Here is a 13,906-nt window from a genome sequence, read left to right on the forward strand (position 1 = left end):
CCAGTTGTCGAGCTAGGAGCCGGGTAGCTGGTCAGTCAATATCTGCTGGATCAAGGGGGCGAGCATAGCGACCAGCGTGTCCATTTCGAGGTCGGCGATAGGCTCTACATGCGTGACATAGCGGGCGATGGCGACGCCGAGCAGAGTTGAACTGGTCAGCGCGATCCGCACATCGGGGTGGTCGGTCGGGAGATCACTGGCCAGTTTTCGGGTGACTCGGGCGCTGAGAAAGTCTCGCAGCAGTTCGGCGGCGTCGGTGCTGGCGAAGGCAGACCGCAGCATGGCTTGCACCGGGGCACTGGATTCGGGGTTTTCCCACAGGTTTAGGAAGGACCGGACACAGCGCTCACCCAGACCGTCTACGTCCCCGTCGAAGACCCCCTCGATGTGGTCTCCAAACCAGGTCGGCAGATCGAGGGTGGCCGCGAAAAGCTGCTCCTTATTGCCGTAGAAGTGCCGGATCAGTGCCGGGTCGACGCCGGCTTGGGCGGCGATGCCTCGGATCGTGGCTGCCTGATACCCCTTGGCACCGAACTGATCCCGCGCGGCATCGAGGATGGCGTCCTTGGTCCCGCTGTCGCCGGGCCGGCGTCCACCGGGATTCTTCGCCACAGAATCCTGTTGGTGTGGTGCCGGTCCCGGCGTCGGCGATGTCACTGATCTCTCATTTCTGCGATGACCGGCTGCGGTTTAGTCTGACGGGAGCACGGGTGCCCGAAGGTGGGAATCGTAGCGTCCGCCGGTGTGGATGATGTGGCGGCCAGGGTTGGTGGTGGTCGCCTTTTCACCGGCCGCTCCGATCGTGGTCTGAAAATCTCTGCCGGCGACCACGATTCGCAGTTTCTCCCCGGCGTGCCAGCGCATCGCCATCGGCCAGATCTCGATGTCGACGGCCACGATCTCCCCAACCTTCAGCGGCTGAGGGTTGTCGTAGGTGTGGTACGGCGCCAAAGGGGTGCTTCTGGTGGCGTCGAGGGCACGGTGCGACACCCGCAGTTGGCCCTTGGCACCGTGACTGGACAGGCCTGGAAAGACGTCGGGCACGAGGACGGTGCCGTCGGCACCGGTTTTCTGGACGGCGACGTACAGGTCCATGTCGTCCTCGCCGTCGGTTTGCACCCACAAGCGCAGCGACATCGGACCGGCGATCGTCAGGTCGCCGAAATCGGCTTCGAAAACCGCGGATTCGCTGGCCGCGACGTAACTCACCGACGCTTCCTCGATCCCGTCGGCTTGCTCGCTGATCGTGGAGTGCGCCGCGTCAAGGTAGAAGCTGCGCTCGATGGCCGCAGGCGGGGGGAACGCGGTCTGCGGCATATCGACCACGTCGTCGTGCCCAGGATCGTAGATGGCCATCCGCACGCGCGGTGTCTGCTCCCACCCGTTGTCCAGGCCCTTGAGCACGTGATCGAAGAAGCGGCGCAGGTCGTCCTGATGGGCGTAGAAGTCAGGCCACTCCTGGGTGTTGTGAATGCGCAGCCACGTCTTGGTGGGGTCGAGGGTGGCGTAGGCGCGCAGCGTGCCCCGGGTGTGCAGCGCATTGGTGTAGCTAGCCACCACGTAGGCCGGCACGTCGATCACCTCGGTGTGGATGCGCTTGGTGTCCCAATACTCGTTGAACAGAGGGTATTTGGTCATCATCGCCGGCACGTCCTCGATCTTGTTGCGGCCGTACTGATGAGAGACCAAACCTTCGATGAACGTGGGCTGCGGTATGCCGCCGAGGTAGGTCAGCTCGCGGTAAACGTCACTGAAGCCCTCCCAGGGTGCGATCGCCGCAAGGTGGGGCGGTCGCTGCACGGCGGTCAGCCACTGCGCCACCCCGAGCCACGAATTGCCTGCCATCGCGACCTTGCCTGAACACCAGGGCTGGGTGCCGATCCACTCCACGGTGTCGGCGGCGTCTTGGCCTTCTTGGGGGGAGAAGACTTGGATGTCGCCGTGCGATTCGTAGGCGCCGCGGGCGTCGGGATTGACCACGGCATAGCCGTGCGCGCACCAGTAGGCCGGATCGGGGGCTTCCCACTTCTGCAGACCGGACACCGCGTCGTGAGGCACTCCCGCACGATTGGGGAAGGTATCGAGTGTGATGAACCCTCCCTGTTTGCCGTAGGGGCTCCACGCCATGATTGCCGGTACCGGGTCCTCGGTGAGCGGCCGGAACACGTCGACGTAGATGATCGTTCCGTCGCGCAACGCGACCTCGACGTCGCGGTCCAGGCGGATGTCACAGGACAGCGCCCGCCCGCCTGGTGCGTGGGTCGACCCGGCTTTTAGGACCGTGGTGCCCGGCTGGAAGCCGCGCCACTTGGCCTCCGGAAGTTCAGGGGACGGGGCTGGTCGGAAAGCGACAGGAATGTTCGTCATTTTTCTCCTCAGCGCTTGTGGTGGTCAGTTGGCGGGCGGGGGCACTGCCGGCGGGTCCAAGGGGACATCGGTGGTCTTGAGGAACATCGCGGTCATCACGTAGTGCCCGACGAGCAGCGTGAAGGTGGCAATCTGATCGTCGGTGAAGTGCGGTTGCACCCCCTCGACGGCGGCCGGGTCGCCGAAACTGGCGACGACGTCATCAACGAAGCGCAGCAGCGCCGCGGTATCGGGCGCGAAGACGGTGTCCAAGTCGCGCGCCAGGTCCAGAGCGGCGGCCACCTCAGCATCAGTGCATCCGGCCACACGGGCCATCGGCTCGTGCTGCACCCGTTCGAATTCGCTTCGGGTCAACGCGGCCACCCGCAGAATCACCAACTCACGCTGCCGGTCCGAGAGCTGGTCATTGTCGCGGAACGCCATGCCAAATGCCCAGAACGGCCGCATGTTGACTCCGGTGCGCGACAGCATTCTGATGATGTTCGGCGCCTCGACACCAGCGGGCAATAGCCCGGTGAAGTCCACGCCGGCGATGTCGGGAACCCTCATTTCGCTGCGTCCTTACCGAACTTCTCCAGCTGGGCCGCCTCGGCTGCCAACAACGCGGTGGCGAAGATGCCCTCCTCCTGCTGAGGTTTCGGGAAGCGCTTGTCGAGGTGGTGGAACGCGATGCTGGTGTTTTGCAGCAGCAGTTCGTTCGGCAACTTGCCGTAGTACGGCGAGTACTCGATGGCCTCGAGCACCGATCGGCCGTCGTTGAAGGCGCGGGTTGCCGCATCAAGGGTGTTCTGCAGGTACTCGGTGACCGAGTCGTACGCCTTCGCGCGGTCATCACCGGTCAGGAGGGGGCCGTGACCGCACACGATGGTGCGGGCGTCGAGCTTGCGGATGACATCGACGGCCTCGATCCAGCGGTCCAGCGGGCCGTCCCAGCACACCGGCGTGCCGATGCCCGCGCCGAAGAGGTCCCCGGTGAACACCACGTCGAGTTCGGGGACGCTGACGATGAGGTCGCCGGCGGTGTGGGCCGGTCCGAGGTCGATCAGCTCGACCTGCAAGGCACCGACAGTCAGAGTCTTGCGGCCGGAGAACGTCACGTTGGGCTTGCGCACCCGGACGGGCCGGAAATCGAACTCCGCGCCGTAGGCCGCCTTGATCGGCGCGAAGTAGCTGTCCGGCTGCTCGCCGCTGACCGTCGTGGCCACGAACAGGTCCGCCGTGCTCTGAAACATCTTGGCCGTCGCCGCCTCGGTGGCGATGATGTCGACGTCCTCACCGAACAACTGGTTGCCGTAGATGTGGTCACCGTCGCTGTGGGTGTTCACCACATACTTCACCGGCGCATTGGCGGTGATCGGCTCGATCGCCTCCAGGAATGCCCGTGCGTGGTCGAGATCGAAAAGCGTATCGATGATCAGTGATTCCCCGCCGTTGGTGATCAGCCCCGCGTTCGCGGTGCCGCCCCCCATCCCGGGTCCGTGCAGCCACGCGTACGCGCCGCCGCCCAAATCATGCAGACCCCGTGTGTGCGGATACGTCTTCTCTGACACAAGTCCTCCTCCAATTCCACAGGCCCGATCCCTTGCAGGCACCTGCGTCGGTGTTCGAGCGATCAAACCGCATTAACTCCACGAGTGTAGAACTCCACGCTTGTGGAACACAAGCGGATTGCCGATTCGCTGCCAGGGTGGCCATCCGGCGAAGCAACATTCGAGGTCGATCATGAGCTTGGCATCCAGCGGCCGGCGACATGTTCCACGAGGAGGGCGTGGGGCGCGCTTCTACACTCACCGCTGGTGTGGGGCTCAGCTGCCGTTGGTGCGGTTCTTGCCGAGGAGTTCGCGACGTGTACGGGTGCGGTAGGAGTCGCCGGTGAGGGTGAGCACTTCAGCGTGATGGACGAGGCGGTCGATCATGGCTGCGGCGACGACGTCGTCGGAGAAGGTTTCGCCCCAGCGGCCGAACGGCAGGTTCGAGGTGACCATGCTCGAGCCCTGTTCGTAGCGCGAGGCGATGAGCTGGAAGAACAGGTTTGCCGCGTCCTGGTCGAACGGGATATAGCCGACCTCGTCGATGATGATGAGCTTGTAGCGGCGGACCTTCTTCAGCTCGGCCTCAAGCTGACCGGCGTGATGTGCCCCGGCCAGCCGGGCGATCCAGTTGCTGGCGGTGTCGAAGAGTACCGAGTAGCCGGCGTGGGCAGCCTTGACTCCGAGCCCGATGGCGATGTGGGTTTTGCCGATCCCAGGCGGACCAAGCAGGATGACGTTCTCGGCCTTCGGCACGAACATTCCGGTTGCCAAGTGCGCCAATACGTCTCGCCGCAAAGAGGGGAGATGGTCGAGGTTGAAATCCTCCAATGCCTTGACCGCCGGGAAGTGCGCGGTGCGGATACGCATGACGGTTCCGGCGGATTCGCGGTCTGCGAGCTGGCGTTGCAGCAGTGCGGCGAGGTACTCCTCGTGGGACCAATTGTCGTCGCGTGCTTGATCGGCCAGGCCCTCCCAGCAGCGGCCGATGGTGGGAATCTACAATGCGCGGGTTAGGTAGGCGATCTGGGCGGGCAATCCATCGGAGGGTATCGACGCCAACGGCGGGGTGTCGGCAGGCATCGGCGTGGAGAGCTCTGGATAAGGTTGTTTCTGGGTCTTCGGCGCCGTGGTCACGAACGTGTCCTCACATTGTTGGGGTGGAACCGAATTCGACACCAAAAAGGGCGTCGTAGTCCGGTAGCGCACGTAGCGCTACCGGGTGACCGTCACCGTGATGACGGCGGCTTGCGGCAACGCGGCTGGCACGTTGGTCGGTCAGCGCGGTGCGCAGCCCCGCGGCGGTGGCCACGTGGCTGGGATCGGTGATGACGGCGTGGCTGGCCCAGCACCTCTGGTGACGAGCAACGACCTGGCCCTCACATCGCGCCGTGACCTCCTGCGGCGAGGCGGTGATGTCGACGAATCGGCCAATGACCCGAGGATCGACCGAGTAGTCCACGGCGTCGACACGGACGTAGTAGTCACGCGACAACCGGACCCGATACGCCAGGCCAACCGACGGGCTGATGGGCGGGAGCGCCAGCATCGCCTGAGTGTCGGTTTCGAACAGATCGACCGGTCGGGCACCGATCACCCGAACTGCACGAGTGTTGGCTTTGATCAACCACTTTGAGAGTCGATCGTTGAAATCCGATGGGGAGGCGAAGTGCCGCCCCGGAAGGAACGAGGTCTCCAAGTAGCCGTTCATGCGCTCGACGAGGCCCTTGTATTCCGGATCTCGGGGCGGGGCCAACTGGATACGAGTGGCCAACGTGCCGGCGAACGCCGCCGCCGCCGCAGACACCCGCCCAGTGCCTCCAATCGCGGCCTCGCGGTCCCACACCAGCGTCTTTGGCACTCGGCCCCAGCCACATATCAACGACCACATGCCGGACAAGATGTCCCCGCCTTGGCGTGAGGGCAGCATCACCGCGTTGATCATGCGAGAGAACCCCAACACCATCACCAACACCGGCAGCATGCGGTGCTGGCCCTCGCCGACACAAATCCGCGGCTCGGGAAACCACAGATCGCATTGGGCGATCTCGCCGGGCCGGTAGACGAACCGGTCGACCGGATCGATCCCTACGTACTCGGATGCGTTGCAACTTCTTCTTCAGCGGCGACATCGAATGCGGCCATCTGATCCGCTCGGCGATCACGGGCGCGGGCATCTTCGGCCACTCCACGAGCAACGCCCGGATCTGCGACTCGTAGGCATCTGCCACCGAGCCATGCGGAGGACGTTGGTACTGCGGTGGTCGATCAGAGGCCAAGGCCGCTCGCACCGTGTTCCGCGAGACACCCAGCCGGCGTGCCACCTCGCGGATCGGCACCCCCTCGGCCCGATGTAATCGCCTGATCTGGGCCCAATCCTCCACCGAAATCACCCCTCCAAAAGACCATCGGGTGGGTCAAACTTGCGGGACCCGTGGAGGTCTACTTTTCAGGGATCGTCAACAGACGTCGACGCGGTGCTCGATTCCGATATCGCAAAATCGTTCGCTCTCAACATCTCCGCCAATTTCTGGGCGCGCCACGGTGCCGAGCACCCGTTTGGAAACGACTTCGCCGGCTTCTCCGATGCGCTTCCGCAGACCCTCGATGCTGCGACCGTGCTCGCGGCGGCTGCCGCGGTGCCTCGAAAACTCATGAGGGCGGCCTTCTTGACGGGCACTCCGGACGACATCATTGACCAAGCCGCGGTGTGGCGCGACAGTGGCGTGCGCTACATCGTGCTCTGCAACCTGAGCGTGCTGCAGCCAAGCCTAAGTCGCGCGCTCTCCGCCGGTATCCCGCTGCAACGGATCCTGCGTGGGCTGCAAAAGCTGTGACAGCGAGACCGGCCTTCAGTATGCGCACCGACAGGCGTGCCGACGTGCAGTGGCGGATCTAGGCAATAAGTCTCGGCTGTGTTCTTGCGGAGCCGCCTGGACGACGCAGAGTCACGGCGGGCATCTCGCCATAGCGAGCTGCATACGCGGCAGCGAAACGGCCCTGATTGCTGAATCCCCAACGAGATACGATCGACGCCACCGTATCGACCGATGGATCGGATTGTTGCAACTGCTGGTGGGCGCGTCGCAGACGGACCTCCCTGAGGTAGGCCATAGGCGTAGTGCCGACGTGAGCTCGGAAGCCCTGCTGCAGGGAACGCACGCTCACGTAAGTGCGCGCGGCCAACGCAGAAATCGTAAGCGGCAGTTGAGCTTCAGTCTCGATGATGTCGATTGCTGCCCGGACAGCGCGCGGCGGCGGCTCGGTCGCTTCGCCTTCCAGGGCCGCGCGATATGAGTGGTCTGTGGCCAGCAAGAAGCCGCGGACCAGGCTGTCGACGAATGGCATCCCGGCGATTGGCTGATGCACGATGCTGCGAGGCCGGAAGAGCTCCTCGGTGAACAGCGACACCATGGTGATCCAGCTACGAACGGCTTGAGAAGTGGTCCGCATGCTGGGTTGCAAGTCGATTAGGGAGCTGACCGAGCGCCCGAGGGCATCCCCGAGAGCCTCCTCGACAGCGTGGCGATCCAACATCACGGCCAGCAGGCGGCCGACGTAGCCTGAGATGCCGGCTTGTCCCTCGGGCCGATAAACCGGGACGGAGCCAGGTGCGGCAATTGAGAAACGGCTATTCATCTCGGCCGACGTCGCGAGCGGCAGAGCCACGTGGTAGTGCGGGCGAATTTCGCCGCCGTTCACCCATACTTCGTCGTGAAAACCTATGTCAAGTACGTTAATCGGACCGAGACAACGCCTGCGGTGCGTGAAGGAAAAGGACCTTGTGTCTCCTAGCGGACCAATATCTGGCCACCAGTACCGTGAAGACTCGAGCCGGCCGTGGCGTAGTTCGGCGAAGTCATCCAACGAACGCACCTCAACCCACGTATTGGTGTCTTCCGTCGAGGCCGTTAGCGCGCTCTGCTCCCTCATGCGCATCGCATTCTCCTGCGTTCTGCGCCGATCACTTTCCGGCGCAACGTCTTCACCGGCGGTTCACCGTAGCGGGCGCTGTGGGCGGCGGCAAACCGGCCGAGATTGGTGAAGCCCCACCGGTACGCAACCGAAGCCACGGTGACCGTGGATGGGTCGGACTCGAGCAAGTTCTGATGTGCTCGACGCAACCGCACCTGGCGTAAATACGCCATCGGCGAGATCTCCAAATGACGTCGGAAACCTAGCTGTAGCGAACGAGCGCTTACGTGACAACGCGCGGCGATCAAAGACAGCGTCAACGGCAGATGTGCTTCCGCTTCGATGATGTCGACCGCGGTACGAATCGCACGAGGCGCGACCAGCCGCGGATCTCCCGCGAGAGCGTCACGGTAGGGATGCTCAGCGGCGAGTAATAACCCGCGCACGAGGCTGTCGACAAACGGCATTCCGATCAGCGGTTGATTCAACAGACTTTCCGGCCGGAAGAATTGCTCCTTGAATAGTCCCAACATGTTGATCCAGCTCTGGGCCGGTGCCGTAGTAACTGGCAAGATGGGCGTGAATTCTATTTGCGAGGTCACCTGCCGACCCAATGCATCGCTGAGAGCATCATCGACGGCGGAACGATCAATGTTGAAACAGATCAGATTGGCGCCTGCCACCCATCGCGTTTCGCGATGATCCTGCGGAGAGAACACGGCGGCAGTGCCGGGGCCGGCGGGGGCACGCTCACCCTTTTCTACACACTCCGTACGGCCCGCGCTCAGCATAAGAACCCGGTAATTGTCGCAACCTTCACAGCAATCCATCGACATGTCGGACCCGACGACGATTTCGGCGAGCGTGACTGGCCCCATGCGACCGGCCCGCTGTACCAATGCAAACGAATCCGGGTCGCTCAGCAGATGGAGGTGGCGCCGGCCGCAGCACGCGATGGCAAAGTCGTCGAACCTCGTGGCTCGCGTCCATGTGTGCCTTCGCGACGCGCCTGTTATCGGTCGTTCCGCCACTGCGTCCTCTCCCTCGCTTTCTGCGGCCACACCTCGTCCACACTGCGCACCTAACGGTAACGCCGCTAGCCTCGATCCGGTATGGCGCAGCAGGGCGTATGCGCAATCTGGCCAGAATGGCGCGCGATGTGGCTAGCCGCCGTACGAGCCCTGGACATCCAATTGCATGGTGGAAGGCGACCTGGACGAATGGCTCACGCGGCTACCTCACTGATCTGTGTGCATTCGACAGGCGATGTGGAAGTAGTCCTTGGGAATGTGCCATATGACCATGCGTAGCCGGCCGGCATAAAAACTACTCGAATCACGTACGTTCTGGACGCCCACGTTGATAGTTATGAATTCGAATGGCAACGGGTTGCGAAGAAAGTGCTCCGGCATCGCAATCGGCATCACCCGAAAAATACTCTTCAACCGCGGCGGAGCCAAGCATTATTGCGGAGGCCGATCTCACCCTGTAGCCGGTCACTGGAACCTGGCGCTTGATAGCAGAACGCGGTACCGTCCGCCGGCGCCATCCAGTTCACGTGAGGATAACGGCGCAGCCTGTGCCGGGCCACGCAGCGCGGCTGTTTGCACGAATCTCCACCGCGGTGCGCGAACCGGACAGAGAACCTCTGGGGCATCATCCCGCCATCAACGACGAATCTTCGTCGTCCCGGCGCCGGTGATCGCGGCGATAGGTGAAATGTGTTTCCTTCGGGTTCGTGCGTCACACCGCGCGCAGTCCAACATGGCAATCGACCACCAGCCCTTGCGCTCGCCGTCTGGGCGCTTGCGCCGCGTGGATACCCGAAAGCATGTTGTCTCCCTAGCGTTACGCGTGTAGTACGAAAACGACACCCTGGGAGGTGAATTGTGTCTATCCTGCGTGATCCGTTGGTCGCCGATTCGGACGCATCAGCGATTTGGCATCGGGTGAATAAGATCGACCCCGTCATCCGCGAGCACAGCGACGAAGCGGAAACGGCTCGTCGCCTTAGTCAACCCGTCGTTGATGCTATGCGGTGGGCCGGTGTGTTCCGGATGGCGATGCCCGCCGCATGGGGCGGCCCCGAGCTTGACGTCTGCACCCAGGTCGAGGTCATCGAGCGGTTGGCCAGGGCAGACGCGTCGGCGGCGTGGTGCGCCATGATTGGCATGGAAAGCGGGTTCTTCGCTTCATACATCGATGAGTCCGCGGCGCGTACTCTCTTTCCCGAATTGGACATGATCAGTGCGGCGTTTCAAGGTCCGGCCGGCCGCCTCGAAGCGTGTGAGGGCGGTTACCGCCTGTCGGGGCGATGGGCGTTCGGCAGCGCGGTCACACACGCTGACGTCATCGCGGGTGGCGCCATAGTTACCCAGGACGGTCGGCCACGACTCAGCCGATCGGGTAAGCCCGAGTACCGGGTCGCGATGCTGCCAGCCGAACATTGGGAGATACTCGACACCTGGGATCCAGTCGGGCTGGCCGGCAGCGGCAGCCACGACTATGCGATTAAAAACGCCTACGTTCCAGAGGAATACACCTTCCTCCCTGGACAACACCAACGGCCCGAACCCTTGTACGCCTGGTATGGACTGCTGCCCGCGTGCGGTGTCGGCGTCGCGCTTGGCGTGGCTGCCGAAGCGTTGGATAACGCGCGAGAAACGTTGCAGACCAAGGTCAGTAAGGTGACCAGCCTTCCCGCGAAGGAGGACCCGGTCGTTTTGGCCGGCGTGGCAAGGGCGGCGGCCATGATAGGTGCGTCCCGAAGCTACATCTTCGACACACTAGGTGACGTGTTTGCGACGTTGCAGGCCGGGAACGAGCCTTCTTTTGACCAACGCGCCCGCTGGGCAGGTGCCGTCGTCCACGCCGGAACATCCTGTCGTGACGCGGTACAACTCTTAGTCGATGCGGTCGGCGCGGGGGCGTTACACCGGTCATCTCCGCTGCAACGGCAATTGCGCGACCTCAACATGGTGGCCCAACACGCGCTGACAACAAAGCGAGTATGGGACTGGTCGGGGGCACTGTATTTCGGCACGCAGCCTCCGGTCGCCGTCTACTGACGCGCGGACCGACGAGGGTCGTGCGCTGATACCACTATGGTTTGGTTGCCTTGAGGCCATAGAGAACCGGAAATCGCGGTTCGCATTCCGGCATCACCCACCATCCATTGTCCGTTCGGACCATCTGCGGCCAGCGCTGCCATGGAAGAAGGCTTGTTTCGGTGAGGCTTTCGATGGTCAAGCCGGCTTGCGCAATTGCGGTGATGACGTCGCCTAAGCCGTGTGGCCACTCGTAGTGCAATGTGTCGCCAGCCAGCGGCGGACCGTCGGTGTAGCTATGGCTGCCGTCACGTTCGACGGCACCGCCCCCGCCGAGGTAGTCATGACGAATCACCAAGTCGCCGGGAAGGTTTGGGGATTGAGTAGGGCCGAGCGCGTTCAACAGCGGATGAAATTCGACCAGGTAAAGGAAGCCGCCACGCTTGAGTAGAAGCGCTACCGTTTGAGCCCATGCCGTCAAGTCAGGCAGGTAACATAGGGCGCCCTTGCCCGTGTAGACAACGTCGAAGCGTTCCGCTCCCAGTGCCTCGACCGCAGCATAGACGTCGGCGTGTACGTACTCGATTGACAGGCCCGCCTTGTGTGCAATCCGCCGCGCCTCCCGCAAAGAAGCACCCGAGAAGTCCAGTCCGGTGGTCCGCGCGCCCTCGAGGGCGAAAGCCATCGTTTCCGTCCCCAAGTGGCATTGCAGATGCACGACCTCACGCCCTTCGACTTCGCCGAGGTCTTGCCACTCGAAGGGCGCGAACCAGCTCATCGGATCGCGCTCACCGATGCCGTAGAACGCGCTGAGCGCATGGATCGGTGCCCGCGCATCCCAATTCCGCTGGTTAGCAACAAGCTTCATCCCAGCATCCTTGCCAAACATCCCGTTGATGCCGTACCGCTCCATCTCCTCCACCTCAGAACACGCATGCTCCCGACCGGCTCTGTCACATCAGTTGCGCAATATCATCTGGTATCCATAGCTCGTACGCCGGCCGGAGCCTCGCGCGCCTCGCTCGTAGGACGAGCGAGGCGCGAAGATGATCTCGCGCGTCACAGTGCGGCAACCTTCTCGACGATGTCGACCAATGCCCCGGGTTGTGACAGCATCGGCGAATGCCCCGCCGAAAGGCGCTCGATCCTGTCGGCACGACGCGCCATGGTTTCTTGCCAAGACCGCGGACCGGACTGGTCGCGTTCACAGACGACGTAGGTGGAGGGGACGTATCGCCACGCCGCCGCGGTGACGGGGTCGGTGAACGCGGAGAAGGTGCTTGGCAGCAGTCGGCTTTCCGCCCAGGCGGCAGTCCGCGGTTCGACGTCGTTGTAGAAAACCTCGAGGGGGCGCCGCGCGGTAACGCTGTCGCCGTCGACTCTGAACCAGGATGGGATTCGTCCGCCGACTGAGCCCAAAAGGCTTTCGCCGACCTCGAGTTGGAACGCCGCAACATAAATGATGTGACGCACTTGGGGCAGTTCGTGGGCAATCTGGGTGACCGGTATTGCCCCGTATGAGTGTGCGACGACGATCTGGGGGCCATTCGTCCGGCCGAGGACTTCGCTAATGACTTCCGCGTCGGCGTGCATACCCACCCTGGGCTCGACTTCTGGTGCCACACTTGGTAAATCGACGGTTTTCATTCGCCACCCTCGCCTCGCCAGCTGATCAAGTACCGCCTTCCACACCCACGATCGGTGAAAAGCACCGTGCACAAACGCCAGCGTCGGCTGGTCACTCACAGAATCGCCTGCCATTAGACGACTCCAGGTGATTCGAGATGTGTTGACGAGGCTTGCCCGACGTTGTGTTGCAGCAGCGTGCGATCGGCGCACCCGAAGCGGTAGTTATATTCCATGACGGCGACGTTAGGAAGGGCATCGCAATACGACTAGCCCCGGAGCGTGCGCTCGTGGCCAGCCGACGCAGCGAGAGAGGTGCGCAACGTGCAATGTCGCTCAATCGTGCGGCCGCAACACGCGAATCTTCGCACTTGTGCAATCCCACCGCTTCAGCCGTTCTCCTCACTGACGGCTCCGGTCGAGCGCGGCCATCCTCGATGGGCCCGCGTAGTTGAGGCAGAAATGGTCGCCTTACTTCAGATTGAAGCCGGCATCCACCGGCAAAGTGACGCCGGTGATGCACCGGGCAGGTGAGCCGCACAGGAAGACCATCGCCTCCGTGATGTCGGCCGGCTCGATGACCGGTACCGGAAGCAGGTTTTGGAACCGTTCAGTGAATTCTGGATGTTCGGCAGCGAACCGGGCAACCTGTTGGCTCATGGCCATCGGGGTAGCAACGGTACTCGGGTGCACGGAGTTGACGCGAATATTCTTCTCGGCCAGCGTGTGTGCGAAATAGCGCATCAAACCGACCGCACCGTGTTTTGCAGCGACGTATCCAGCGGCGCCGTGGTCGCGCATGTCGAAGGACGAGGCAACCGACTTCAACCCGGCAGCTGAGCTGGTGATGACGATGGCGCCACCATCGCCGTGGCTCAGCAAGGCCGGCAGGGCGGCCTCGATGGTGAAGTAAACGCCGTTGAGCATCACGTTCACCGCATCGAGATAAGCCGAAATGGTCGGGTCAGTGCCTCCAAGACCCGGCAATATCCCGGCGTTGGCCAACACGAAGTCGATACGCCCCAGCTCGTCCATGCCTTTGGCAACTACGGATTTGAGCTGTGTTACTTCTCGAACGTCGGCTTGTTCGGCCACGATGCGTCGTCCGGCCTTCTCGACGAGGTTCACGGTTTCATCGAGGTCTTCGGGTTTCGCCATCTCGTACGTCACGCTATCGATCTGCGCGCACAGATCGATAGCAATGATGTCAGCGCCTTCCTCGGCGAACCGCACCGCATGCGAGCGGCCTTGCCCACGCGCCGCGCCGGTTGGCGCGCGCACATTGATCGGCAACGGTTAGGAGGAAATGATGGCAGGACAATTCGAAGGCAAAGTTGCACTCATTACCGGCGCGGCGCGTGGGCAAGGCCGCTCGCATGCGGTGCGGTTCGCCGAGGAAGGCGCTGACATCATTGCTATCGA

The 13,906-nt window shown here is 62.9% G+C and carries 12 protein-coding genes and 2 pseudogenes; 3 read left to right on the forward strand and 11 right to left on the reverse strand.

Annotation, left to right across the window (positions count from 1 at the left end; translation table 11 throughout):
- Positions 1-12: 12 nt before the first annotated feature.
- The 6 genes and pseudogenes from A5646_RS14180 to istA all read right to left on the reverse strand — a co-directional run bounded on the left by A5646_RS14180 (position 13) and on the right by istA (position 6,289).
- Positions 13-612: a TetR/AcrR family transcriptional regulator gene (locus A5646_RS14180; RefSeq protein ID WP_067022167.1), complete on the reverse strand. Its 600-nt coding sequence runs from the start codon at positions 610-612 to the stop codon at positions 13-15.
- A gap of 78 nt (positions 613-690) precedes the next feature.
- On the reverse strand, positions 691-2,367 hold the full coding sequence (locus A5646_RS14185; protein WP_067022168.1) for a CocE/NonD family hydrolase: 1,677 nt from the start codon (positions 2,365-2,367) through the stop codon (positions 691-693).
- Between the two features lie 24 nt (positions 2,368-2,391).
- Positions 2,392-2,916, reverse strand: a complete 525-nt coding sequence (locus tag A5646_RS14190) for a carboxymuconolactone decarboxylase family protein (RefSeq protein WP_067022169.1) — start codon at positions 2,914-2,916, stop codon at positions 2,392-2,394.
- Entirely contained in the window at positions 2,913-3,917 is a 1,005-nt protein-coding gene (locus A5646_RS14195; protein ID WP_067022171.1) for an MBL fold metallo-hydrolase, read from the reverse strand. Before A5646_RS14195 ends, A5646_RS14190 begins: the two co-directional genes overlap by 4 nt.
- Before the next feature lie 255 nt (positions 3,918-4,172).
- Positions 4,173-4,895 carry an IS21-like element helper ATPase IstB gene (istB, locus tag A5646_RS14200; protein ID WP_231998327.1) on the reverse strand — a complete coding sequence of 241 codons (723 nt, stop codon included), beginning with the start codon at positions 4,893-4,895 and terminating at the stop codon, positions 4,173-4,175.
- A 148-nt stretch (positions 4,896-5,043) separates the two neighbouring features.
- A pseudogene (istA, locus tag A5646_RS14205) lies at positions 5,044-6,289 on the reverse strand (IS21 family transposase).
- A gap of 84 nt (positions 6,290-6,373) precedes the next feature.
- On the opposite strand from istA, the gene A5646_RS14210 reads away from it, so the two are divergent.
- A complete protein-coding gene (locus tag A5646_RS14210) occupies positions 6,374-6,733 on the forward strand; it encodes a hypothetical protein (RefSeq protein WP_067022173.1) in 360 nt (119 codons plus the stop codon).
- A 58-nt stretch (positions 6,734-6,791) separates the two neighbouring features.
- Here the strand turns inward: A5646_RS14210 and A5646_RS14215 are convergent, their stop codons facing one another.
- Positions 6,792-7,835: an AraC family transcriptional regulator gene (locus A5646_RS14215; RefSeq protein WP_082984741.1), complete on the reverse strand. Its 1,044-nt coding sequence runs from the start codon at positions 7,833-7,835 to the stop codon at positions 6,792-6,794.
- Entirely contained in the window at positions 7,826-8,872 is a 1,047-nt protein-coding gene (locus A5646_RS14220; protein ID WP_369806943.1) for an AraC family transcriptional regulator, read from the reverse strand. Before A5646_RS14220 ends, A5646_RS14215 begins: the two co-directional genes overlap by 10 nt.
- A gap of 828 nt (positions 8,873-9,700) precedes the next feature.
- On the opposite strand from A5646_RS14220, the gene A5646_RS14225 reads away from it, so the two are divergent.
- Complete coding sequence (locus tag A5646_RS14225; protein ID WP_082984742.1) at positions 9,701-10,879, forward strand: acyl-CoA dehydrogenase family protein; 1,179 nt, start codon at positions 9,701-9,703, stop codon at positions 10,877-10,879.
- A 34-nt stretch (positions 10,880-10,913) separates the two neighbouring features.
- Here A5646_RS14225 and A5646_RS14230 read toward each other — a convergent pair whose 3' ends face one another.
- The 3 genes from A5646_RS14230 to A5646_RS14240 all read right to left on the reverse strand — a co-directional run bounded on the left by A5646_RS14230 (position 10,914) and on the right by A5646_RS14240 (position 13,777).
- Entirely contained in the window at positions 10,914-11,771 is an 858-nt protein-coding gene (locus A5646_RS14230; protein ID WP_231997790.1) for a class I SAM-dependent methyltransferase, read from the reverse strand.
- Positions 11,772-11,917: 146 nt separating this feature from the next.
- Complete coding sequence (locus A5646_RS14235; protein ID WP_067022181.1) at positions 11,918-12,619, reverse strand: alpha/beta fold hydrolase; 702 nt, start codon at positions 12,617-12,619, stop codon at positions 11,918-11,920.
- A gap of 336 nt (positions 12,620-12,955) precedes the next feature.
- Complete coding sequence (locus A5646_RS14240; RefSeq protein WP_067022183.1) at positions 12,956-13,777, reverse strand: mycofactocin-coupled SDR family oxidoreductase; 822 nt, start codon at positions 13,775-13,777, stop codon at positions 12,956-12,958.
- 16 nt (positions 13,778-13,793) lie between these two features.
- Between A5646_RS14240 and A5646_RS28990 the strand changes: the two are divergent.
- Positions 13,794-13,906: pseudogene (locus A5646_RS28990) on the forward strand (SDR family mycofactocin-dependent oxidoreductase); the annotation flags it as partial.

The sequence above is a fragment of the Mycobacterium sp. 1245499.0 genome (assembly GCF_001673615.1).
GTDB lineage: Bacteria > Actinomycetota > Actinomycetes > Mycobacteriales > Mycobacteriaceae > Mycobacterium > Mycobacterium europaeum_A.